The 24,518-nt window shown below is 38.9% G+C and carries 24 protein-coding genes; 13 read left to right on the top strand and 11 right to left on the bottom strand.

Translation table 11 applies throughout. The features are described from left to right. Window positions 1–95: 95 nt before the first annotated feature. From tssD to GJ691_RS03935, 4 genes are all read left to right on the top strand, one after another. Window positions 96–2,048, top strand: coding sequence for a type VI secretion system tube protein TssD (gene tssD / locus GJ691_RS03950; protein ID WP_154364001.1), 1,953 nt, complete (start codon window positions 96–98; stop codon window positions 2,046–2,048). A gap of 1 nt (window position 2,049) precedes the next feature. After that, the gene (locus GJ691_RS03945; protein ID WP_154363999.1) at window positions 2,050–2,610 is read left to right on the top strand and encodes a toxin-antitoxin system YwqK family antitoxin; all 561 of its coding nucleotides are present in this window, start codon (window positions 2,050–2,052) and stop codon (window positions 2,608–2,610) included. A 430-nt stretch (window positions 2,611–3,040) separates the two neighbouring features. Next, window positions 3,041–3,289 (top strand): hypothetical protein, encoded by a 249-nt coding sequence (locus GJ691_RS03940; protein ID WP_154363997.1) that lies wholly within the window; start codon window positions 3,041–3,043, stop codon window positions 3,287–3,289. A 20-nt stretch (window positions 3,290–3,309) separates the two neighbouring features. Then, on the top strand, window positions 3,310–4,083 hold the full coding sequence (locus GJ691_RS03935) for a hypothetical protein (protein ID WP_154363996.1): 774 nt from the start codon (window positions 3,310–3,312) through the stop codon (window positions 4,081–4,083). Here the strand turns inward: GJ691_RS03935 and GJ691_RS03930 are convergent. Continuing rightward, the gene (locus tag GJ691_RS03930; protein ID WP_154363994.1) at window positions 4,076–4,870 is read right to left on the bottom strand and encodes a DUF2797 domain-containing protein; all 795 of its coding nucleotides are present in this window, start codon (window positions 4,868–4,870) and stop codon (window positions 4,076–4,078) included. The genes GJ691_RS03935 and GJ691_RS03930 overlap by 8 nt on opposite strands. A 79-nt stretch (window positions 4,871–4,949) precedes the next feature. Between GJ691_RS03930 and GJ691_RS03925 the strand changes: the two genes are divergently transcribed. After that, on the top strand, window positions 4,950–6,464 hold the full coding sequence (locus GJ691_RS03925; RefSeq protein ID WP_154363992.1) for a GH3 auxin-responsive promoter family protein: 1,515 nt from the start codon (window positions 4,950–4,952) through the stop codon (window positions 6,462–6,464). A gap of 60 nt (window positions 6,465–6,524) precedes the next feature. Continuing rightward, window positions 6,525–7,118 (top strand): hypothetical protein, encoded by a 594-nt coding sequence (locus GJ691_RS03920; protein ID WP_154363990.1) that lies wholly within the window; start codon window positions 6,525–6,527, stop codon window positions 7,116–7,118. On the opposite strand, the gene clpX is transcribed toward GJ691_RS03920, so the two are convergent. The 7 genes from clpX to GJ691_RS03885 all read right to left on the bottom strand — a co-directional run bounded on the left by clpX (window position 7,093) and on the right by GJ691_RS03885 (window position 14,352). Continuing rightward, window positions 7,093–8,328 carry an ATP-dependent Clp protease ATP-binding subunit ClpX gene (gene clpX / locus GJ691_RS03915; RefSeq protein WP_154363988.1) on the bottom strand — a complete coding sequence of 412 codons (1,236 nt, stop codon included), beginning with the start codon at window positions 8,326–8,328 and terminating at the stop codon, window positions 7,093–7,095. The genes GJ691_RS03920 and clpX overlap by 26 nt on opposite strands. A gap of 91 nt (window positions 8,329–8,419) precedes the next feature. Then, window positions 8,420–9,100: an ATP-dependent Clp endopeptidase proteolytic subunit ClpP gene (gene clpP, locus GJ691_RS03910; RefSeq protein ID WP_154364727.1), complete on the bottom strand. Its 681-nt coding sequence runs from the start codon at window positions 9,098–9,100 to the stop codon at window positions 8,420–8,422. A gap of 118 nt (window positions 9,101–9,218) precedes the next feature. Next, complete coding sequence (gene tig, locus GJ691_RS03905) at window positions 9,219–10,541, bottom strand: trigger factor (protein ID WP_154363986.1); 1,323 nt, start codon at window positions 10,539–10,541, stop codon at window positions 9,219–9,221. Between the two features lie 214 nt (window positions 10,542–10,755). After that, entirely contained in the window at window positions 10,756–11,097 is a 342-nt protein-coding gene (locus GJ691_RS03900) for a phage holin family protein (RefSeq protein ID WP_154363978.1), read from the bottom strand. 73 nt (window positions 11,098–11,170) lie between these two features. Beyond that, window positions 11,171–12,754 carry an SGNH/GDSL hydrolase family protein gene (locus GJ691_RS03895; RefSeq protein WP_154363976.1) on the bottom strand — a complete coding sequence of 528 codons (1,584 nt, stop codon included), beginning with the start codon at window positions 12,752–12,754 and terminating at the stop codon, window positions 11,171–11,173. A 114-nt stretch (window positions 12,755–12,868) separates the two neighbouring features. Further along, on the bottom strand, window positions 12,869–13,642 hold the full coding sequence (locus tag GJ691_RS03890; RefSeq protein WP_154363974.1) for an alpha/beta fold hydrolase: 774 nt from the start codon (window positions 13,640–13,642) through the stop codon (window positions 12,869–12,871). Beyond that, window positions 13,639–14,352, bottom strand: coding sequence for a pyridoxine 5'-phosphate synthase (locus tag GJ691_RS03885; RefSeq protein ID WP_154363972.1), 714 nt, complete (start codon window positions 14,350–14,352; stop codon window positions 13,639–13,641). The genes GJ691_RS03890 and GJ691_RS03885 overlap by 4 nt, the downstream gene beginning before the upstream one ends. Window positions 14,353–14,443: 91 nt before the next feature. On the opposite strand from GJ691_RS03885, the gene GJ691_RS03880 reads away from it, so the two are divergent. The 7 genes from GJ691_RS03880 (at window position 14,444) to GJ691_RS03850 (ending at window position 21,772) form a co-directional block, all read left to right on the top strand. Continuing rightward, window positions 14,444–15,100 (top strand): CBS domain-containing protein, encoded by a 657-nt coding sequence (locus tag GJ691_RS03880; protein ID WP_154363970.1) that lies wholly within the window; start codon window positions 14,444–14,446, stop codon window positions 15,098–15,100. Between the two features lie 136 nt (window positions 15,101–15,236). Then, on the top strand, window positions 15,237–16,118 hold the full coding sequence (locus tag GJ691_RS03875) for an NAD kinase (protein ID WP_154363968.1): 882 nt from the start codon (window positions 15,237–15,239) through the stop codon (window positions 16,116–16,118). 115 nt (window positions 16,119–16,233) lie between these two features. Then, window positions 16,234–16,929, top strand: a complete 696-nt coding sequence (porG, locus tag GJ691_RS03870; protein ID WP_154363966.1) for a type IX secretion system protein PorG — start codon at window positions 16,234–16,236, stop codon at window positions 16,927–16,929. A 7-nt stretch (window positions 16,930–16,936) separates the two neighbouring features. Beyond that, a complete protein-coding gene (uppS, locus tag GJ691_RS03865; RefSeq protein ID WP_154363964.1) occupies window positions 16,937–17,677 on the top strand; it encodes an undecaprenyl pyrophosphate synthase in 741 nt (246 codons plus the stop codon). Window positions 17,678–17,681: 4 nt separating this feature from the next. Beyond that, window positions 17,682–20,279, top strand: coding sequence for a BamA/OMP85 family outer membrane protein (locus tag GJ691_RS03860; protein ID WP_154364725.1), 2,598 nt, complete (start codon window positions 17,682–17,684; stop codon window positions 20,277–20,279). A 91-nt stretch (window positions 20,280–20,370) separates the two neighbouring features. Beyond that, the gene (locus GJ691_RS03855) at window positions 20,371–21,210 is read left to right on the top strand and encodes an OmpH/Skp family outer membrane protein (protein ID WP_154363962.1); all 840 of its coding nucleotides are present in this window, start codon (window positions 20,371–20,373) and stop codon (window positions 21,208–21,210) included. A gap of 52 nt (window positions 21,211–21,262) precedes the next feature. Then, window positions 21,263–21,772 carry an OmpH/Skp family outer membrane protein gene (locus tag GJ691_RS03850; protein WP_109649605.1) on the top strand — a complete coding sequence of 170 codons (510 nt, stop codon included), beginning with the start codon at window positions 21,263–21,265 and terminating at the stop codon, window positions 21,770–21,772. A gap of 60 nt (window positions 21,773–21,832) precedes the next feature. Here the strand turns inward: GJ691_RS03850 and GJ691_RS03845 are convergent, their stop codons facing one another. The 3 genes from GJ691_RS03845 to GJ691_RS03835 form a co-directional block, all read right to left on the bottom strand. After that, entirely contained in the window at window positions 21,833–22,687 is an 855-nt protein-coding gene (locus GJ691_RS03845; protein ID WP_154363960.1) for a glycosyltransferase family 2 protein, read from the bottom strand. Between the two features lie 20 nt (window positions 22,688–22,707). Further along, window positions 22,708–23,232 (bottom strand): class I SAM-dependent methyltransferase, encoded by a 525-nt coding sequence (locus GJ691_RS03840; RefSeq protein ID WP_154363958.1) that lies wholly within the window; start codon window positions 23,230–23,232, stop codon window positions 22,708–22,710. A gap of 131 nt (window positions 23,233–23,363) precedes the next feature. Continuing rightward, on the bottom strand, window positions 23,364–24,422 hold the full coding sequence (locus GJ691_RS03835) for a 3-oxoacyl-ACP synthase III family protein (protein ID WP_154363955.1): 1,059 nt from the start codon (window positions 24,420–24,422) through the stop codon (window positions 23,364–23,366). Window positions 24,423–24,518: the final 96 nt, after the last annotated feature.

The raw sequence follows: 24,518 nt of genomic DNA, 5'->3' as shown, positions 1-24,518 counted from the left end.
TTTCTAATTTTGCATTTTAACGAATACGGCTTAATATTATCATAGATTAAGTAGGAAAATTGTACTTTATATCCAGAAAATAAGGAATAAGAGTGATGAGTTTTCTTGCTAAACTATTTATCAACGGTCGGGCGATCAACGTATTGGATACGAACATACAATTTTACCAACAGATCGACCCCGATAGTTTTAAACCAGCGACCTTACCAAGGGGCGGGGTTTTCAGTCTTACTATAGAGGCAGATGGAACCACGGATCTTTTGGGACTTGCCCTTTCACCCGATACCATGTGTGAGGGGTATATACGGTTTTACAGACGGGATGGTATGTCAAAACTGGTGGATTATGAGTTTTTTGACACCTATATCGTTAACTATCAGCGGGAATTCACGGCCTTTAACGGTGAGCCTGCCATAGATAGTTTTGTTTTATCCCCAGGAATCCTTCGTATTGGAGATATGGTCTTTGAAAAATGGTGGAAGATGACTGATTTGGACAGGGAAAAAGTCGAGGCTACACCCGTACCCTTAGTGCTAAGGCCAAAATTGTCTTCGATAAAATGGAAAAACAACGATGGGGAAACAATCGATGAGACCACTTATGGTCAAAAAGTGGCCTTGGAGATCGCCGTTGCCAATCCTGACGGCGGCAGCGTGGAAATCACCATTGAAAAGGAGGATGGAACGGAATTCGAGAAAGGACAGAAAACACTTTCTTTTACCGAATACCTTACCGAAGAGGGGACAGCACAACTCAATACCCTTAAAATTAAAAACGAATGGGAAGAATTTAGAGTTGCCGATGTCGACGGACTAGTGGCCAAGGTCAGCCATAAAGGTACTGGTAAAACCAGTAGTGCCTTACAGCTTGTTCCACCACCAAAAGTTATAGTGGATTTTAGGCCAAATAAGGGTTATGATGGCGAATATGGTTTTGACTTTATACGAGATAAAAAAGTTAAAAACGATAAGCTTACTTACAAAGATATTTTAGGAACAAATTATGAATATGATAAAACAAAAAAGAAATGGGTAGAAAAATTTAAAAAATATCCAGATGATAAAAAATACGACAGCCTAAAAGATGACCAGTACAAAACGGTAACCTTTCCGTGGTATAAAGACGGTAATGGAAAGGAAATAGAATATATTCAAAGTTGGCTAACCATTTACCCAAATGATTCTCAAAAATTAAGTTTGCAAATAGAAACTGTAGAAAATCCAAAAAAATTAGACTTAACTTTAGATTATGACAAATCATTTTTTAAGCTGAATACTGATAAAGTGCCTGCTCAAAGCAAAGGCAAAAAACATTTAGATGACCATTTAATTATTGAATGCCTTAAGGAGTTTAGTACAGACCAAACCATTAAGGTAATGTACAAAAAGGAACAACTTGGGCAGCTCAATATCCTTAAAAATGATAAAGCGAGCCGTAAAAAAGTGGAAGTCGTGTTTGTAGAAGTTAAAACTCACTTAAATATTAAAAAAAGTACAAAAGAAGGTAAGTCCACTGGAAAAAAACCATTTTTAAAGAAGTACCTAAAACAAGCTTTAATAAAACCTACTATTGTTGTCACTCCTTTAGATTTAACAACCGACAAAAACTTTAATAAAAAATTTGCAGGAAAGGGAAAAGGATATATTGATGAAAGAACAGGGTTACATGATTATTTAAATAAAAAAATGGACAAAAAATACAAAGACTTCTTAAAAGTTTATTTTATCGGTGATAAGTGTCCAACTTTTAATAAAGCAGGAACCGAAGATGGTAGAATAAATGGCCAGGCAAAAGATATCAATTCGGATGCCGTTGTCTTATTCCAAGGTCATAATACTTCAACCACAGCACATGAAGCATTACACGCCTTAGGTTTATATCATACTTTTTCACCAAGCAAAAGTCATCCTTATAGTTATAAAAAAGGAGAAACGTATAACATTATGGATTATTCACATCAGTCAAAATACGGTAGTAAAAAGCGTATTTTAACATGGTTATGGCAATGGAAGAAATTGTGGAATAACCCACTTATTAAACTAGAATAAAATGAAAAAAATTACAGTTATAGCGTTAACAATACTATTTAGTAGCTGTAATGCACAAAAAATTAGGACAATGGGAAAATTTGATATAGCAGCATTTAATAAAAATAAAAACCATTTAAATAGGTATATCGACACACTCGACAATGGAACTATCATTGAACAAAGAGAATCTGCTAATTTTTATGAAGAAATTGTAAAATTGAAAGACTCTTATTTTGAAAAATATAGAAGATATTATAAAAATGGGAATTTACAATTGGAAGGAGAATACTTAAATAATGATTTTCAAAAAGGCATATGGAAAGAATACAACAAAAAAGGAGAGTTATTAGAAGAAACAGATTACGACAAGGGCTTTGAATATACTTGGGAAGATTTATTAGAATATTTGCAAAAACGCAAAGTAGATATAAAAGACACAGACAATACCACAATACGAAATGAGAATGGTAATTGGCGTTTTTCATACATAGAAGGAATTTACATTTATGATATTATCATTGATGGAAAAACAGGTAAAATAATTCAAGATGCGAAAAATGAGTTCGAGGAAGGCTCATAAAAAAACCGTTTAAAGAAAAAAAAGCTGTTTAGAAGACCGGTAGTCGTTGTGGAACCCTATAATTTTAGAAAATATGATTACTAAAGCATCTTTTTAATGATGCTTTTGTTTTCAGAGAAGTTGATGATGATGGGTGAGATTTGAATTGTTTTAATGTTTAATCAACCTCAATCCTATCATTCTGTTTCTCCAAAATGCAATATAGGACAAAGTGAGGATTTACCTGTTTTTTTGAAAATGATAGGAATTGCAGAACTTATTGGTTTTGAAAAACACTTCAAAGCGTTATCTTATAAAATTCATGATGGAGGGATACTTACAAAAATAAATGAAAACTGTAGGTGATTTTTTTAACAGTAACCATGCTATTGAGCATGCTATGGATATAAGTTTTATGGGTAACATCACAAGTTGAAAATGGAATTTTCGCATGCAGCAGGAAGATGTTAATGCTATCAATGATACTGGCGGCCTTCCTTTTCGAAAGAAATATTACAAAAATGCAAGAAAGAAAGATGCTTTCAACATTGTAAGGCACTATAAAGACATTTATGATAATGGTACAGAATCTCAGAAAGAGGAAGCAAAGGCTTATTTTGAGAAATGGAAGGATGATGATGAAGAAGCAAAAAAAATCGTTAATGAAATAAATGCTGAGGCAGAGCCCGATAACGAATAGATTATATATTTGTTTACATTATGAAGAAACTCATTTTAATAACACTAAGCTTTTTGCTGTTCTCTTGTAATGCTCAAAATCCGTCAAAAATGTCGGAAGAGGTGTTGTTAGTTCAAAAAGACTCAATAGCGCACAATAACGGTTTTGTTTATGTAAATGAGCTTTCATCTAAAACTTCGGACAAATCTCCAAGTGGATTATTAAGTGTTATTCAGGAGCTTTCAGAAAACAAGTTTTTGCGTTCTAAACTTCCTGAGCAACGATTATCCCATAAAAAAACGATGTTGAAAGAATGCCTAGAAGAAAATCTTCAGGACTGCGACTACATTGCCGAAGGGTACGAAATTCGCGGAGGTAAAAACGAGTTGTTAAATATTGCATATTCGTATAATCAATTAGGTAGTGCCGATAGTTTTTTTAAATACGGATGTTATGATATAAATTCTGAAAAACGTTTGATTTTTACAGATTTATTTGAGGAACCTCTTCTGGTTTTAAATGAAATTAATGAAAAGTATACCGATCAACTCTCCAATGAGTTAAGTAACTACGAAGAAGAAGACTACGAATATGACATCATCGCCGAATATATGGAGACCAAAGACCCTTTTCAATTATCCGATTTAAATAATTTCGAACTCATTTTGAAGGATGAAAATTTTACGGCAATCCATTTTCATTATAACGGCTTAGGGGGCAATTACAAATCTGTAATACCCAATGGATATATCGAATATTCTCTAGAAGATTTAAAACCTCGGTTAAAAAAATCTTTTATAAATAAACTCAAATAATGCCTATCCCCACATAATACCCCTCACTGCCACGTACATTGAAAACGGTATTGTCCTCGAAAATAAGGTATTGCCCTTTTATGCCCTTTAATATCCCTTTATAGATAGGGGTCTTGGTAAGGTTTAGGCTTTTTACCTTTTCAGGATATTGTAGCACGGGAAACTCCATGTGGGTTTCTTGGTTATTATCGATAAAATAATCTACTGCTTCTTCAGGAATGTATTCCTTAAGTTTATTACGCCATGTGACCAGATCTTCATCGTCGACATTATTCGTAAGCATCTTGCGCCAATTGGTCTTATCACCAATATGGTCTTTAAGGGCAACTTCGGTAATGCCGGCCAAATATCGGTTGGGTACTTCAACGATTTCAATGGCCTCATGGGCACCTTGGTCAATCCATCTTGTGGGTACTTGTGATTTTCTCGTTACCCCGACCTTTATGTTGCTAGAATTGGCCAAATAAACAATATGTGGCTGCAGTTGGACTTTTTTCTCGTATTCAAGGTCGCGATCCTCCTTGCCGAGATGGGCCGTACTCAATTCGGGCCTCATGATCCAATCGCCGGCCGAGGGAGTTTCAAAAAAGCAAGATTTACAAAAACCTTGTCTAAAAATGGGCAAGTCCTTTCCACAATTTAGACATTGGTATTTTATGAATTCTATTTGAACTTCTTTGTTCAGAAGTTGGTTCACATTTAAAAAATCGTCTTCAAAAAGCATATAATATTGAATGGGGCTACCCATTTCGGTCTGCATTTTTCGTAGTACTCCCTCGTATTGCATATTCGTGATTCTTATTCGGTATTCTATTTGAAAATGATAACTATATAGGTTATTTTTAACTTGTTAAAGATACCCAAAAATGCCCATACCTTTATTTAATTCCATAGCAAGCTGGTTGCTAAAGAAACGCTATCACCAGATAGAACTTTTTTTGAAGTATCCGGCCGAAGTGCAGGAAGAGGTGTTACATCAATTGCTCGAAATTGCCGAGGATACGGAAATAGGTAGAACCTATGATTTTGAGTCCATTACAAACTATCAAAGCTTTCGGGAACGTGTGCCTATCATTTCTTATGAGGAGTTAGAGCCAATGATAGAGCGAACAAGAAAGGGGGAACAAAATGTTTTTTGGCCAACCTCTATCAAATGGTTTGCCAAAAGTAGTGGTACCACAAATGCCAAAAGTAAATTTATCCCGGTAAGTTCCGAGGCGTTGGAAGACTGTCATTATAAATCGGGCAAGGATCTTTTGTGCCTGTATTTGAACAATAATGAGAATTCCCAGTTGTTCACAGGTAAGAGTCTTCGTTTGGGCGGCAGTAAGGAGCTTTATAAGGATAACGATTCTTTCTTTGGGGATCTATCTGCTATCTTGATCGATAATATGCCGCTTTGGGCAGAGTTCAGCAGTACACCGAGTAACAAGGTGTCGCTCATGAGTGAATGGGAGAGTAAACTCAAGGCGATCATTCATGAAAGTACCCAAGAGAATGTTACCAGTTTGGCCGGTGTACCCTCTTGGATGTTGGTGCTGTTAAACAATGTACTTCAAGAATCAGGGAAAGATAATTTATTCCAAGTTTGGGAAAATCTAGAGGTTTATTTCCATGGTGGCGTAAGTTTTGTTCCTTATAAAGAACAATACCAGAATTTATTGCCACGTAAAAGTTTTAAGTATTACGAAATCTATAATGCTTCAGAAGGGTTTTTCGCTATTCAGGACAGAAATAATGCGGATGACCTTTTATTGATGCTCGATTATGGTATTTTTTATGAATTCATTCCGATGGATACCTATAAAACGAATGAACAAAAGGCCATTCCACTTTGGGAGGTGAAAGTGAATACGAATTATGCGATTATCATTACCACCAATTCCGGCTTATGGCGATATAAGATAGGGGATACGGTTCGTTTCACTTCTACTAGTCCGTATAGAATTCGTATTACCGGAAGAACCAAGCATTTTATCAATGTATTTGGGGAAGAATTGATCATTGAGAATGCCGAAGAAGCCCTTAAGCAAATCTGTGCCAAAACGGGGGCTGAGATCAAGGATTATACGGTAGCGCCGATTTTTATGGTCGGTAAGGAAAAAGGAGCCCATGAATGGATAATTGAATTCAGGAAAGCACCTGATGACCTTAATTATTTTACCGAGGTTTTGGACAATGCACTGAAATCCCTCAATTCTGATTACGAAGCGAAAAGGTACAATAACATTACCTTGAAAATGCCTAAAGTGCATGCAGCTAGGGAAAATCTGTTCTATGATTGGCTTAAATCAAAAAACAAGTTGGGCGGGCAACATAAGATACCAAGATTGTCGAACAAAAGGGACTATATCGAGGAATTACTTCAGATAAACAAATAAATGTTGGTTTTCGGAATTAAGGGTTGAAATTAGTAATTCTACTAACCTTTAATCAACATCATGGCAGAACGACTTGTTGTAATATCGGATACATGGGGTGCTAAAAAGGGCATATGGGCCAACTCTTATTTAGTTTACCTTCAGCAGTACTTTAACCTTACCTATTTAGATAGTCAACGTTTGGCGAAATTGGATTTGGATACAGATTCCGAAGAGACGATACATACTGCTTTTTTTAAGGGTGGTATTGATACTGCAGTTGGGGAATTGGTAAAATTGCAAAAGGAGCCTTGCCATTATTTGGCCTTTGGTATCGGCGCGACCATAGCGTGGAAGGCTGGTTTAAAAGGTTTGCCGATGAAATCGTTATATGCCATATCCCCTAAAGGGATACATCAGTTCAATAATGCCCCGAAAATACCTACAAGGTTGTTGTTCGGCGATTTAGATGCGGAATTACCTACAAATGATTGGTTTTCCGAAATGCACGGCATAAAGGAAGAAATCATCGAAAGTTATGGTCATAGGCTTTATGTCAATGATGCTGTCATAAAGAAGGTGTCGAAAGACCTTTTGTCACTGGTAACCCACAAAATCGAAAGTAAACCAAAAGTAAATGTAACCCGTATTAAGAAACCGCTTTTAGTTTCTTAATGGTCTCATAGGATAATTTATTTTCGGCATAAGGTTTGGAAACCTTGAATTCGGTTTCCCCGTTGCTGGGCATTTCGAACATGGCATCTGTAAAGATCGCTTCACATAAAGAACGAAGTCCCCTGGCACCCAATTTATATTCAACTGCTTTTTTAACGATGTAATCCAAAGCTTGATCGGTTATTGTGAATGTGATGTCATCCATGGCAAATAACTTCTCATATTGCTTTATGATTGCATTTTTAGGCTCAGTTAATATGGCCCGCAATGCTTTTTCATCTAATGGGTTCATAAAAGTCAATACCGGTAATCTTCCTATGATCTCGGGAATAAGTCCAAACTCTTTTAAATCCTTTGGAATAATATATTGAAGAATATTGTCCTCATCTATGTGCTCATCGGCTTTGGAGGCACTATAGCCTACTGCTTGCATGTTCAAACGTTTGGTTATCGCCCTTTCTATCCCGTCAAAGGCACCACCTGCAATGAAAAGTATATTTTCGGTGTTTACCTCGATGAACTTTTGGTCTGGGTGCTTTCTACCTCCTTTAGGTGGCACATTCACAACTGTTCCTTCCAATAATTTAAGAAGGCCTTGTTGCACACCTTCGCCGGAAACATCCCTGGTTATAGATGGATTATCGCTCTTTCTGGCGATTTTATCTATTTCATCGATAAATACGATTCCACGTTCAGCTTTCTCAAGATTATAATCTGCGGCCTGTAATAAACGGGTTAAGATGCTTTCCACGTCCTCACCTACATAACCTGCCTCGGTAAGTACGGTAGCATCGACAATGGCCAAAGGTACATTGAGCATTTTTGCAATGGTTTTTGCCATAAGGGTCTTTCCTGTACCGGTTTGGCCCACCATGATAATGTTACTCTTTTGTATCTCAATATCGTCTTCTTTGCTACTAGGCTGTAGTAATCTTTTGTAGTGGTTGTACACAGCAACCGACATTACTTTCTTAGTCTGTTCTTGCCCTATGATGAAAGTATCCAAAAAATTCTTGATCTCCATTGGTTTTTTCAATACCAATTCTGAAGATAGGTCATTGTTTTTGGCTTGATTTGACTCCTCGGCAACAATGCCGTGGGCTTGTTCGATACAGCGATCACATATATGTGCATCCAGACCGGCGATCAAAAGATTGGTCTCCGGTTTTTTCCTTCCACAAAAAGAACATTCTAAATTTTCTTTAGCCATAGTATAAGTTTTCTATCTAAAATAACGATAGAATTTTGATTTTGGTTTATCACCTATGGAACAGAGGTGATATTTGTTGAATTTGTCGGTATTACTCCTTGTCCCTTACTAGGATCTCATCGATCATGCCATATTTCATGGCCTCTTCTGCTTTCATCCAGTAATCCCTGTCACTATCTTCTTGTACTTTTTCCAAAGTTTGACCGGAATGCTTCGAGATAATCTCATAAAGTTCATCCTTTAATTTAAGGATTTCCCTTGCAGTTATTTCGATATCACTTGCCTGTCCTTGTGCACCGCCCATAGGTTGGTGGATCATAACACGTGAGTGGGTAAGGCCACTACGTTTTCCCTTTTCGCCGGCGCATAATAAAACCGCGCCCATCGAAGCGGCCATTCCTGTGCAGATCGTAGCTACATCGGGTTTAATGAATTGCATGGTGTCGTAGATGCCTAAACCGGCATAAACACTTCCTCCAGGGGAGTTAATATATATCTGAATGTCTTTGGAGGCATCTGCACTTTCCAAAAACAACAATTGGGCCTGTACGATGTTCGCAACTTGGTCGTTGATGCCCGTTCCTAGGAAAATTATCCTATCCATCATCAATCTTGAGAACACGTCCATGGCAATGGCGTTCAATTGCCTTTCCTCAATAATGTTTGGGGTCATGTTCATAGGGTACATGCTGCTCATGATCTTATCATAATACATGCTACTGATTCCCTGATGGTTTATCGCGTAATTTTTGAACTCTTTTCCGTAATCCATGTGGTTCTTCTTCAATATTTTAGATAAAAAAGGTGCCGAAAACAACGCTTCGGCACCGTAAAGATACTTATTTTAATGAGACATTTAAAGCAAAGGAATTTGCTTTTTGGCCCAAATATTATCCGTAAACTTCTTTAACAAAGTTTTCGTAAGTAACTTCTTTAGTCTTTAAATTTACTTTTTCCTTATAAAGGGTAAGCAATTTTTGGCTCATCAATTGTTCAGAAAGTCTTTTGACCTCGTCTTGGTTACCCAAAACCCGGGCGGCTATATTATCCAATTCCTCTTCTTGAGGGTCCAATTGGCCAAATTGTGCCATTTGCGTTTTTATGAATCCTTTGGCGAACTCCTTAAGTTCGTCAAATTGGATTTGGATATCGTTGTCCTTAATGATTTTCCCTTCGATCAATTGGTAGCGCAATCCTTTTTCTGATTTCTCATATTCCTCACTTGCTTGGTCATCGGAAAGCGGTTGCTCCCCTGTTGTTTTGATCCACTTGGTCAAGAATTCAGATGGAAGGTCGAATTTTATGTTCTCGATGAAATATTCGGTAACATCATTCAATAATTTTTGGTCGGACTGTTGTTCAAACTGTTTTTCGGAATCTTCCTTGATACGGGCTTTCAGTTCTTCTTCCGATTTAATGGCGTCCTTACCGAAAAGTTTGTCAAATAATTCTTGGTCAAGTGCGGCAGCTTCCCTTTCATTGATTTCCTCAATGGTGAAAGCTACTTCAATATCCAAGTCTTTTGCTTTTTCCTGGGAAACACCCAAAACGCTTGAAAGTAGGTAATCTTCCTTGAAAAGTCCTTTAGTGGCAAGAACGACCTCATCACCTATTTTTTTACCGATCAAGGCTTTCAAAGCTGTTTTGCTTTTGACCTTGTCCAACTCTAAAGTGGTCTTGTTTTCGATTTCCTCTTCTTCGTTCTTAAATGTGCCGATTACCTCGTAGTCCTTGGCTATTTCGTTTTGGCTCACCAATTTACCGTATTGTTTTTGAATACGCTCAACTTGTTCGTTGATCATTTTATCGTCAGCGACGATTTTATATTGCGTCAAGGCTTTTTTGGTCTTCAAGGGAACTTCGAAAGATGGGGCAAGGCCTAATTCAAATTCAAAATCCAATTGGTCATTGTCCCAATCAAAATTATCCTGTTGTTTAGGTAGTGGATTTCCCAATACGTCCAATTTTTCCTCGGTAAGGTATTTGTTGAGGTTGTCTTGAAGAAGTTTGTTGACCTCATCGACCAAAACCGCTTTGCCATATTGTTTTTTGATCATGCCCATAGGAACATGGCCTTTTCTGAAACCAGGGATGTTCGCCTGTTTTCTATAATCATTAAGGATGCTTTCTACCTTGTCTTGATAGTCTTCCTTGGTAATGGCAACTTTTACAACTGCGTTTAAATCGTCAATTTGCTCTTTCGTGATGTTCATTTGCGTATCTTAATTTTGCATACATCCTTCTTCATGTTCGCTTGGGCAAACCGGAAGAAAGGGGTTATTTTTTCATGTTCTCCCATATATTGAATAACGAGAGGCCTTCCTTGCATTTCAGTCCATTTTATTTAAATGGCATGCAAAAGTAGTACATTTTGTATACCCGAGCAAGTTTTTAAGTTGCTGTATTCCAAACTATAAATGGTTTTATTCAGTCTTCTTTCAATAATGAAAATAGTATCGATTGTAAAAAAGAAAGTAGAAGGCTGAATAAAAGGGCCCACCAAATACTGTCCACGGAAAACCCGGTAATCAGATTATCAGCCAATAATATAATGATCGCATTGATGATCAATAAGAAAAGTCCTAAGGTCAGGATGGTCACGGGAAGGGTCAATATCACTAGAATCGGTTTAACGATAAAGTTCAATAAACTCAGGACTATGGCAACGATGATGGCAGTTGTGTAGTTGTCTACCCCGACACCTGGCAATATTTTGGAGAGTACGACCACTGCCAAGGCACTAAGAAGAATACGTAAGATAAGTTTCATAGATGAAATGTTTATAAATTGAAAAAGGTATCGGGGTTTCCCGATACCTTTAAAAGTAAAAAAATATTTTCTATTAATTAATATAAAGTCCTTTATAATCCAAAGGATTTACGCCGGGTAAATCGGAACCGTACTTTGTGTTGATCGCATCTATGAATAGAAGTGCCAATAGGGAATAGCCTCTTGGTGACGGGTGTACACCATCAAGGGAGAATCCACCCCCTGTTGCATAGGTAGCGGTTAATGTACTACCGTCCGGTAATTGGATTCCTTCATTTGCAACGGTAGTTAAAAAGGATGCAACATCAACAAAGGCGAGGTCATATTGGTTGGCCAGGTTTTCGATGGTTTGGTTATAAGCTGCATGTGCGGTAGCTACGGGCTCTTGCTCTGCTGGGGTAAGTACCCATTTGTCTTCTAAAGGATACGTGATTCCGTTAACGGCCAACTGTCCTGCATTGGCAGCTGGTAAGCCTAAATTTTGTAGCGTGGCAAAGGCTTCCTCGTTCAATTGAGCGATAACCGCTTGGCTAGGGAACACGATAAGATCATCTTCATTGGCCATACGCGCTTGCCCATAAAGGTAACCGTATATTCCGGCAGTACCGGCGTCAAGGCCACCACCGACCAAAACCTGTGTTATTTGGGCAGATAGATCCATTAAGGAATCATCTTTTATAACTAGTGAGCTAGCGCTTGTCGTTGAGAATTCGATTGCCCTCTCGGGAACACCTAAATATTCAAATACCCCGTTCAATTGTGCGAAGGTTGCGTTTAGCGTAGGAATTTGTGGTCCAAAATCAGGATTCGTAGGGTCTAAAGGGTTGTGTGGAACTGTTGTGAAATAAGGTATGGTGGTAATATCCGGAATGTTAGCAACCACCCCGTCAGCACCATTTGCTGTTAATGCCTGTAAAAGTCCGTCATAGACACTCGCGAAAACGTTAGGGTCGGTTATATCTGAGCTTCCGTAAGTAGATGGATCTAAATTATCTTTTTGGTCAACGCCCACGCCACCGCCCGTAGCGTAACTTAATATGTCATTGTTTCCTATCCATAGGGAAAAGAACGTAGGGTTTTGTGCAACGGCGTCACCGATTACCGTGGCGGTGGCGCTTGATGCGAATCTTGCAAAATACGGATTGGCCAACCCATCGGCCACCCCGGCGACATTACCATAACCAGGAGCGCCTAAATGATAGCTTTTCGCCCCGGGAACCCCCATGTTGTTAAAGGTTCCTGAAAGTGTATTCGTTATTTCCGTTGAACCTGAACCTTCTACAGGTGTAGGGGTCGGTGAGCCTGAAGCAAAGGATAATACCAATCTGTTTCCTAAAATCGGTGCACCACCCAAAGAGGCGCCACCAAGGTTGTCTGACATGAATGGAATGTTGAAATCGCCACCACCTACCAAAGCAAAATTCGATGCTAACATGGCAGGAAGGGAGTTGGTTTGACCGTCTACAAAAAGTGCGGCATCGGAATAGCCGGCAGTAAGTGAATTACCAACGGCAACATAATTTGAAAAATCGGCAGAACCACTGGTGTAAGTTATGGGGGTGCTATCTGTTGGCGTGGTCTCTACTGTAGGGTCATCATCACTACAGGAGACAAATAATAAGGCACAGATCGCCAGTGTTGAAAGGAACTTTTTCATTGCGTTGTTTGAGTTAATTAGTTAAACTGGATAAATCCAAATTTAATTAAAATTATCACATTCGCAATAAATGGAGTAAAAAAATTATGCACGCATAATAAAAGATGGTATTTATTATGATTTTATGAAGTCAATCGTTTTATTGAAAAACTGAACGGGATTTTCTGCATGTAACCAGTGTCCTGCTTTGTCGATGGTCCCAATTCTGGCGTTAGGAAAATGCCTTAGGATAACCTCGTTGTCCGAAGGGCTTATATACTCTGATTTTTCTCCGCGCAAAAAGAGGGTAGGGCCTGTATTTTGGTCTGTGGCACTAAGATTTTCGCCAATTTCCTCCATTTTATTGCTTAAAACCTTCAGGTTGAACCGAAATGCGAGTTTTCCTTTCTCGATCCAATAAAGATTTTTAAGTAAAAATTGGCGTATGCCTATTTCTGGTATGTATTTGCTCAATTCTGAATCGGCCTGTCCCCTTGATTTTATCTGATCGAAATCCAATTGGTTCAGCCCGTCGATGATGAACTGGTGGTGAGGGGGGTAATATTTTGGGGCGATATCGGCCACTATCAATTTACTGAGTAAATTCGGGTAGCTAATTGCAAACTGCATCGCTGTCTTTCCTCCCATGGAATGTCCTAATATAATGACATCCTCCAAATCGTGGGCTTCGATATAGGTTTTTAGGTCTTCGGCAAGAATGTCATAGTTGAATTCTTCTGAATGGAAGCTTCTGCCATGGTTACGCTGGTCTATCAAATGAACTTGAAGTCCCTCTTTAGCGTATTGGGAGCCAAGGGTTTTCCAGTTATCCGACATTCCCAAAAAACCATGCAGGATCAAAAGGGGTTGCCCTGTTCCTAAAATATTGGAATGTAATATCGGATTCATCGTAGTTTGTTCAAATACATGTTCACAACATTTTCCAATCCTAGGTAGAGCGATTCGCAGATCAATGCATGCCCTATGGATACTTCCAACAAATTTGGTATGTTTTCTTTAAAATGTTTTATGTTCTCTAAACTCAGGTCATGGCCGGCATTTATACCCAAATCCGATTTGGTGGCCGCCTCTGCAGCCTTGATAAACGGTAAAATGCCATTTGTTTGCCCTTTGGAAAAAGCTTCCGCGTAGCTTTCCGTGTAAAGTTCAATGCGGTCTGTTCCTGTTTCCGCGGCCCCTTCTACCATTTTGATGTCGGCATCAACAAAAATCGATGTTCGTATCCCGTTTTGTTTAAAGGTCGCGATCACCTCCTTTAAAAAAGTTTTGTGGGTAATGGTATCCCATCCTGCATTGGAGGTAATGGCGTCAATGGAGTCGGGTACCAAAGTTACTTGTGTTGGTTGTACCTCTAGAACAAGATCAATGAATTTTTGTATCGGGTTACCTTCAATATTGAACTCAGTCGTGACCACACTTTTTAAATCCCGTGCATCCTGATAACGAATGTGTCTTTCGTCAGGTCTAGGGTGTATGGTTATTCCTTGGGCACCAAAAGATTCAATATCCTTGGCGACTTTTAGTACATCGGGTACATTGCCTCCCCTGGAATTTCTCAAGGTGGCTATTTTGTTGATATTTACACTAAGCTTCGTCATGGGAAAATATAACATATGTTAAAAGGCAAAAATACAAAATAGGCATGCCTTTTGATATATTTAATTAGTATTTTGCGTTTTATTTAAAGCTATGCAGATTCAAACACACATTATAACATCAATACCTGTTTTTGAGGTCGATGAACCTTTAGAGGGTTTGGTCCAGTTCTTTGTTGAAAACACCTATTCCCATGTTGCCATTGTGCATGAGAAAAGGTTTATAGGGGTGTTCAATGAAAATGATTTGGAAAGTTTTGATGTGGGCCGTAAAATTGAGGATTTCAAATACAGCCTGGAGTCGTTTTTTGTTCGAAAGGATACCAGTTGGTTCGATGTGCTAGAGACCTTTGCCCGAAATGAGGCTAATTTGGTTCCTGTCTTGGGTGCCGAAGATGAGATCCTAGGGTACTATGATATTACGGATATTGTAAGTGTATTCATTGAAATGCCATTTTTTACAGAACCGGGCGGTATATTGGTCGTAAGTAAAGAACTGAAAGATTATTCCTTTAGTGAGATCGTGCAGATCGTTGAAAGTAACAATAGTAAGTTCATAGGTGGTTTTATATCCGAAATGAACAATGAAGAGGTTCAGATTACGATTAAGATAAGCGGTGAATCAATGAACGAGGTTCTACAGACGTTCAGGCGTTATAATTATAGTGTGTTGTTCGGGAATGTAGATGATCAGTTTATAGATGATCTGAAGCAAAGGTCGGACTATTTGAATAAGTATTTGAATGTGTAAAAGACAATCTGTTAATTTGGTTGTTTGTGAAATCGCTAATCCATGAGGGTTTAATGAAAAGAATATATCAGGTAAGATGGATTTCGTTTTTCTCATTAGTAGTATTGGCTATTGAAAATCCATTAAACGAAAATACATGAAAGTTGCCATATACGGACAGGTGTACCAGGACAATGCCCTGGAATATGTAGAAGAACTTTTGGATGAGCTCAAGAAGCAATCGGCAACAGTGGTCATTGAAAAGCAATTTAAACATCATTTGTCCAAAAGATTGAATGTGGAAGCCTACGGGGTTTTTTCTGAAACCGCAGGGTTGGACAGTTCTTTTGACATGTTCGTCAGTTTTGGTGGCGATGGTACCATTCTTAGGGCAACAACCTTTGTGCGTGATTTAGGAATACCTATAGTAGGTGTGAATACGGGAAGGCTGGGATTTCTTTCCACATTCAAAAAGGAAGATGTGCGCAAAGTGGTACAAGCATTTTTGCAAGGGGAATATTCGATTGTTGAAAGAAGTTTGATCGAAGTCAATGAAGGGGTGCAATATGATGAAATCGGTGATCTTAACTTTGCTTTGAACGAGATTGCCGTAAGTAGAAAGGATACCACCTCCATGATAACGATAGAAACCCATCTCAATGGGGAGTATTTAACATCATACTGGGCAGATGGTTTAATTGTTTCCACTCCCACTGGTTCTACGGGCTATTCACTGAGTTGTGGCGGTCCGGTAATCGTTCCTACGGCAAAATCTTTGGTATTGACACCAATAGCACCGCACAATTTAAATGCCAGACCTTTGGTGATTTCAGATGACACCGTGATTCGTTTGAAGGTTTCCGGTAGGGAAGATCAGCATCTGGTTTCTTTGGATTCTCGAATCGCAACAGTGGCCAATGGAACTGATATAGAAATAAGAAAGTCGGACTTCACCATAAACATGATAGAATATACTTCCGAGAGTTTTTTGAAAACACTTCGTAATAAATTATTGTGGGGGGAGGATAAGCGCAATTAGGGCCTTGAAAACAATATTTGTCCTCAAATGTTGTTTATCATGTGAGAACATGGATGTATTAATTAAAAGGTATATATCCATAATTGAAGGTTAATTTGCAAACGTTGTAGAATTTATGAAGAATTATTTTTTTTCGATTCTTTTTTTACTTGGTGCTTCGCTGAGTGCACAGACTTATGAAATTGGGGCTTTTCTCGGTGGGGCCAATAATATTGGTGATGTGGGTAGGACCAACTTCATTTCACCTTCCGACATAGCCGTGGGTGGTTTGTTCAAATGGAATAAAAGTAGGCGATATGCTTGGCGTGCTAGTTTAATTTATGGTAAATTTACGGCCGATGATTCAAAGTCGAACCTGACCGATAGGCAGCAGAGGGGTTATGTGGTAAACAATTCCATTTTTGAGGCTTCGGCAGGTTTGGAGTTCAATTTTGTGGAGTACAACCTTCACAAGTTAGGGCCGGCATTTACGCCATACCTGTATACGGGATTCACCTATTTCAGGTATGACTATGATTACATAGATGCAGGTCAGCAATTGAGCCTTGATCAAAAAGATGGCTCTTTGGCCATTCCTATGATCGTAGGTCTTAAAATGAGGTTGAATCAGTTCTTGGTTATTGGGGCAGAAGTAGGGGCCAGATATACCTTTACGGATAACCTGGATGCCAATAACCCTGAAAAGTCGAATGTGAATCAACAATTGGATGTTGATTTTGGTAATATTTTTAGTGACGATTGGTACGTTTTTTCCGGGGTAACCTTAACATATACCTTTGGTAGAAAGCCATGTTCCGATTGTTTTGAGTAAAACTGACATGAATACAATCGAAGAAATCGACGATCGGAAAAAACCTAGGCATATAGCTATTATAATGGATGGTAATGGTCGTTGGGCCAAAGAAAAAGGCCGGCTTAGGGTTTTTGGTCATGAGAATGGCGTTACTACAGTCAGGAGAACCGTCGAAAGTTGTGTTAAGTTCGGGATCGATTATCTTACCCTTTATACCTTTTCAACCGAAAATTGGAATCGACCTAAATACGAAATTGATACCTTGATGAGGCTTTTGGTTTCTTCCCTTAAAAAGGAGCTTAAGACTTTTAATAAAAACAACGTGCGTTTCAATACCATAGGGGATATTAAGGCATTGCCCAAAAATGCCTACGAAGAACTTTTGGAGGTAATGGAAAAAACCAAGGAAAATACAGGTATGACCCTGACCTTGGCACTAAGTTATGGGGCTCGGGACGAAATGTTGAACGCTGTTAAACAGATTGCTGTCAAAGTTAAAAATAATATAATTTCTCCTGAAAATATTGACGAAACCATTATTAATAACCATCTTTACACGCACAATTTACCTGACGTGGACTTGCTAATCCGAACCAGTGGAGAACACCGGATAAGCAATTTTTTATTATGGCAAATTGCATATGCAGAATTATATTTCATTGATGTCTATTGGCCCGATTTTAAAGAGCAACATTTAATCGAAGCTATTATTGACTACCAGAACAGAGAACGAAGATTTGGAAAAACTAGCGAACAACTCAACTAGCGATATGAAAAGGTTCATGTCCCTTGAACCATTAATTACTTTCTTATTACTTTTTATCGTAACAATTACCTCGGCGCAAGATGTTTCTTACGAAGATGGTAAAAAATATATTTTGGGAGGTCTGGAGGTTACCGGACTCCAAAGTTATAATGAACAGACGGTCAAGACTTATACCGGTTTACGGGTAGGTCAACCCATTACGCTTCCAGGGGAGCAGATCAGTGCTATTATCAACAAACTATGGGGGTTGGAACTTTTTACCGATATCGATTTTTATGTGACCGATGTGCAAGGGGACAATGTTTTCCTTGAACTTAATATCATTGAGCGTCCTACTTTGTCAAAGGTGAAAATGAACGGTGTGAAAGAAAGAAAGGTCGATGAGATCTTAAAGGATACCGATCTTAAGAAAGGAAAGAAGATTACCGAAAGTCTTATTGCCAATAGTAAGAATTATATTCAAAATCAATTCAAGAAGAAGGGGTATTTGAATGCTAAGGTCAATATTATAACCGCGGTAGATACTTCGGCTACCAATGCACGTAGCATGGTCGTCAATGTTGATAAAGGGGATAAGGTAAAAGTAAAGGATATCATTTTTGAGGGCAATGATAAAATCCCTGCCAAAAAATTGCGCAAGGCCTTGAAAAATACCAAGAAAAAGAAACTGGGTCGTTTTTGGAAAAAATCGAAATTCATAAAAGACGATTATGAGACCGATTTAACATTGCTTGTAGATAAATATGCCGAAAACGGTTATAGGGATGCCCGTATCCTTTCCGATACCGTAGAAAACGTTGATGAGAACAACATCAATATAAAAATCAAGGTTGAGGAAGGTAATAAGTACTATTTCGGGGATATCGACTTCGTTGGTAATAGTGTTTATACCGATCAGATGTTAAGCAGGGTTTTGGGTATCAAAAAAGGTTCTACATATAATGGTGTACTTTTAAGGGAACGTATCGCTGATGATACCAAGCCTGATGCCAATGATGTTACCAGTCTGTACCAAAACAATGGGTATCTTTTTTCAAGTATCAATCCAGTAGAGGTTTCAGCGGAGAATGATACCATTAATTTTGAAATTAGGATAGTAGAAGGTAAGGAAACCTTCTTGGATCACGTTACCATAAACGGTAATGATAAAACCAATGACCATGTTATCTTCAGGGAGCTTAGAACGCGTCCAGGTCAAAAATATAACAAGTCCGATATTATAAGGAGTATTCGTGAGTTGGGGCAACTTGGTTTCTTCGATGCCGAGCAGATCAAACCGGATATTATAAATCCTAAACCTAATGAAGGTACCGTGGATTTGGATTATGGTCTTGTTGAATCGGGATCTAGCCAGATAGAACTACAAGGAGGTTATGGTGGCGGTGGTTTCATCGGTACTTTGGGACTTTCGTTCAGTAATTTTTCTTTGCGTAATATTTTCAATGGGGAGGCATATAAGCCGGTACCCATGGGTGATGGCCAGAGTTTTGCCGTGCGTTTGCAGGCAAGTAGAACGTATCGTGTATATAGTTTGAATTTTTCCGAGCCTTGGTTGGGAGGTAAAAAACCGGTTCGTTTCAATTTGTCATTGTCCCAGACGAAACAGTTCAGTTCAAGTTATTCCAGTTCTGGATCCATAGAAGTTGATAAAGATCGGGGCTTCTCGATTACGGGAGTCTCTGCCGGATTGGCCAAAAAGGTGCAATGGCCCGATGATTTCTTCGTAATTTCGCATTCTTTGGGATATCAACGTTATGAATTCAACGATTATAACTTGGGGTTGTTCAACTTCGGTAACGGTAGTTCCAATGCTTTTTCATATACTTTGGGAATTTCCAGAAATGCCACTGCAGGTGGCAGGATCTTTCCGAGAGGAGGTTCCAATTTTGAGATAACCGGGAAGTTCACACCTCCTTATTCCTTATTCAGTAGTAAGGATTTCAGGGAATTAAAAGACGAGAGTGAAGAGCTGACCGATAAAAGATATTCAGAAGGTCTTACTACGGAAGAGTCGGATCGTCTGGAAGAAGTTGACCAAGAACGTTTCAGATGGTTGGAATATTATAAAGTAAAATTCAAAGGGGATTGGTATACTACCCTTGTTGGTGATCTGGTACTTAGGACCAATGCTGAATTAGGTTTCTTGGGCAGCTACAACAGTGCAGTGGGCGATGTGCCTTTTGAGCGTTTCTATGTAGGTGGAGATGGTATGGGTAACTTTACCTTGGATGGTAGGGATGTGGTTCAATTGAGAGGTTATGATAACCAAGCATTGACACCTTTGAATCCTGATACGGGTTCGTCTGATGGGGCTTTATTGTATAATAAGTTCTCTATGGAGCTAAGATATCCACTTACTTTAAAACCTTCGGCCTCTATCTATGGATTGGCATTTTTAGAAGGTGGTAATGGTTTCAACAATTTTCAGGACTTTAATCCGTTTGAAATAAAACGGTCGGCCGGAGTGGGGCTTAGGATTTTTATGCCGGCATTCGGATTATTGGGAATAGACTTTGGGTATGGTTTCGATGAAGATTATCAATCCAGTTCTACAGGGCCCAGTGGATGGCAAACACACTTCATTATCGGTCAACAGTTTTAATTTAAGAATCGTGGCATAGTCTAAACTATTCATTTTAAAAGTTTTAGTATTTTTGGCACGATATTTTCTATGTATTAAAACGGAATCAAAAATGAAACCAAAAACAAAAGTTCTTTTACTAGTCGCCATAGTGCTTTCAGCATACCAGACTTTCGCCCAACGTGGAGTTAGGATAGCCTATGTAGACATGGAATACATCTTGGAGAATGTCGAGGAATATCGCGAGGCCACGGATCAATTGGAAAATAAGGTTGAAAAGTGGAAGGTAGAGATAGAGCAAAAGCAAAGTGTCGTTGAGCAAATGAAAAAGGATTTGATGGCCGAAAAGGTGCTTTTGACCAATGAATTGATCGAAGAGCGAGAGGAAGAAATACTCATACTTGAAAAAGAAATGATCGAGTATCAGCAGGATCGTTTTGGCCCTCAGGGAGACCTTGTGTTACAGAAAAGGAGATTGATCCAGCCCATACAGGATCAGGTCTTTAATGAAGTACAGAAAATAGGGGCCAATAAAAAGTATGATTTTATTTTTGATAAATCTGCGGATGTTGTAATGTTGTATTCCGAAAAAAGACACGACATCAGTGATTTGGTGTTGCGGGGTATAGCAAGGACAAGAAAAATAAGTAAACCTAAAAAATCGGACACCAAAAATCGTTTGTCTGATTTTGAAGGGGACGATGCCCCAGCGGAAGAGGAAATGAGCGATGCTCTTAAAGAGCGGATAGAATTGGCCAAACAAGCCGAGGAAGCTCGAGCAAAGACAGCAGAGGAGAAAAGGGCCGAACAATTAAAGATAAGGGAGGAACGTAAAAAGGCTTACGACGAACGTAGAAAGAAACTCTTGGAAGAGAGAGAGGCCAAGAAGAAAGCGAAAGAAGAGGAGAGAAATAAGGAATCCGATCAAGAAGAGACGGAAGAGACCAAATAAATAGTAAGAATCATTAACTTAAATTAACACTCAAATATTTTAATTAGAAATCATGAAAGAAGTAAAGAAAATAGTAGTTGCCTTGGTTTTGTTCGTAGCAGCGACAAGTTTTGTTCAAGCTCAAAGTAAAGTGGCACATATAGACGTAACCCAGCTTTTATCGCAAATGCCCGAGATGAAATCCGCTGAGGCCGAATTAAAGAAACTACAGGAAACCTACAGGGCCGATATAGAAAGTTCAATGACCGAGTTGAAGAATAAATATACCCAGTATTCCAATGAGTCAGCCTCTAAATCCGAGGAGGAAAACCAAAAAAGGGCCCAGGAGTTACAGGTGTTCGAAAAGAACATTGGTGAGGCACAACAGAATGCCCAACAGGAGCTTCAGAAAAAGCAAGCCGAATTGTTCGCCCCAATCTCTGAAAAAGCCAAAGCCGCTATTGAAAAAGTAGCTGCGGCCCAAGGGTTCGATTATGTGATCGATGCCCAAGCCGGTGGTGGATTGATAGTCGCTAAAGGAAAAGACCTTCTTCCTGAAGTTAAAAAGGAATTAGGCTTCTAGGAATAGAACTTAAAATTTTGAAAAGCCATCCTGACGATAACGTTAGGGTGGTTTTTTTGTTTACCCGATAATCTTTTTCCGGATCCCCTTCCATCTTAAACTACGGATGAATTTTCCTTCTTCCGGTGATACCATTTTTTGATGCTGCGTCTTCTTCGCCTTAAAATAGCCCTTCATATTATGATAAAGGGTTTTCAGGTTTTTCTGTTTCAACGCCATTTTGAAAGAAGCTATTAAAGTTAGCCAAAATCCATAATCCATCGCGTACATGGCTTCACCTTGCATGAGTTTCGCTTTGGCATTGTAGGCTTTTCCTGTTGGGCGAAGATGCTTTACTTTCAATTCATCCAAGGTAGCTATTTCAAAACCATGGTATTGGGTCAATAATTCATCAACGGTATCCCAACCCATTGCGTTTTTGAGTCCGCCGATACTTTTGAAACATGTCTTTGTATAGGCTTTAAATGCCCCTCTGACGTGTTTTTTGTTCATGGGGTGGTTCAGTACCCATTCGTTGTTCGAATCGAGCTCGTAAACGAACCCACCGGCCAAACCGATATTTTTGTTTTCGTTGAAAACCGAGGCAATGGATTCAAAATAATTTTTGGGAAGGATTAAGTCGGCATCGAGTTTTACGATAAAGTCATAATCGTCATCCAAAAGCGCCAACCCTTTTCTGAAAGCATTGATGACCTTACTTCCGGGAAGGTGTTCCTTAGAGGAGCTTGTGTTCAATTTTTGATAAAAACCGTATCCCTCGCAGTAGGTATCGATTATAGCTTCGGTATTGTCGGTAGAATTATCATTGACAATGATTACTTTTTTGGGAAGAAGGGTCTGTTCGGATAATGAGCTTAAGGTTTTTTCTAAAAAAGCCTCTTCATTATGCGCGGGTATAACAATGTAGTACTTCAAGTCAGTGTTTTTTACTTTGCCTATCTTATCCTTTCGGCATAAATGATATAATATCTTGGGGTAAAGCTTCGTAAGAGGGGTCTAAAACCGATTTTTTTAACGGGGTTCGTCCATTTATCCCTGTCCATTATTTTCCATCCGGCCTTTTCCAATAGCCAGTCAAATTGCCAATCCTCAAATTCGTGATAGTGTCTGTCCCAAGGGTCGGTCTTGCTTTGATAGGCAGGTGAAAACCACAAGCGTAACGGAATACTTGCAACGAGTTTGTTCGCCTTTATTTCTCGTAGCACATTGAAAGGGGCGATAAGGTGTTCAAAGATCTCAAAGGCCGTGACAACATCGGTATTGCTGTTGGATATGGTGTCGAAGTTCAAGTCTAAATCCTCTCCTTTGGTGTTACTGACCGTATATCCATGCTCTTTCATGATTTTTGAAAAAGGATTTTCGACCCCTAAATCCAAAATCGTTTCTTGGGTAGTGATATGTCTTTCTAGGAAAGAAAGGGTTTTTTCGAATCGTTTATTGGGAAAAGTTTTTTCGTACATCTAAAATGGACAGTAAGTTGAAATAACCAAAATTAGGTTGTGCAATGTATTGTTGGTACGAAGTTAAAAAAATATGCAGAGGCATAACCAAATACCTCTGCAATTCTTTATTTAAGCCGTTTTTGAACTATTTATACTTCGTATACCATGGCATTGATGTTCATACCGGCACCTACGCTGGCAAATAGGACCACATCACCTTTTTCTATGCTATGGCCTTCTATGTTCCCTTTTCTTACTTTATCGTAAAGGGTGGGTATCGTGGCAACGGAACTGTTTCCCAATCTACCAATGGTCATAGGCATAATACCTGTAGGGGGTTTAAGTTTATATTGTCTATAGAACCGTTTTACAATGGCCTCGTCCATTTTTTCATTGGCCTGGTGAATGAATATTTTTTTGACTTCCGAAATATCCCTTCCTGTTTTATCCAAGCATTCTTTCATGGCCTGTGGCACATGGGAAATGGCGAACTCATAGATTTTTCGACCATACATTTTAATGTAACGTCTATCTTCCTTAATATCCTTGTTATATGATTCACCGAAGAACAAATAAAAGGCTTCGTCGTTGGCATAAGTTGCGGTTTCATGGTTAAGAAATTGTCCCTTACCCTCAGTTTCCTCTATGATTGCCGCACCCGCACCGTCAGAGTATAGCATGGTGTCACGGTCATATTCATCTACGACCCTTGATAGGGTATCGGCGCCTATGACCAAACATCTTTTTGCCATTCCCGCTTTTATGAAAGCGTTGGCCTGTATAACGCCTTCGATCCAACCAGGGCAACCGAAAAGCATGTCATAAGCTATGCATTTAGGGTTTTTGATGTCCAATTTATGTTTTACGCGGGTCGCAAGGCTAGGGAGGGTGTCACCTTGTATTTTGCCAGGTGAAACATCACCGAAATTATGGGCGAATATGATATAATCCAATGTTTCTTTGTCAATCCCAGCATTTTCAATAGCTTTCGCTGCTGCCAAGTGTCCAAGGTCAGAAGTGTTCAGCTCATTTTTTGCGTAGCGTCTTTGTTCGATGCCAGTAATTGATTTGAATTTTTCTATGATGACTTCATTCGGCCCTTCGATGATCGAACCGTCAGTATTCAAGAATGTATTTTTTTCGAAATTTGAGTTTTCAATGATGATGGAAGGTCTAAAGGACCCTGTTCCGGTAATCGCTATGCTCATTATTGATAAAATTTTACGCAAATTACCCAATCCCTAAATTTCGTGGGATTTAAAACGGGGTAACAATACGATGTTCAAGATTATTTGATATAAATA

Source organism: Maribacter luteus (assembly GCF_009674825.1).
GTDB classification, from domain to species: Bacteria; Bacteroidota; Bacteroidia; order Flavobacteriales; family Flavobacteriaceae; genus Maribacter_A; species Maribacter_A luteus.
Note: the sequence above shows the minus strand (reverse complement) of the source record. Positions and strands in the feature narration are given on the sequence as shown.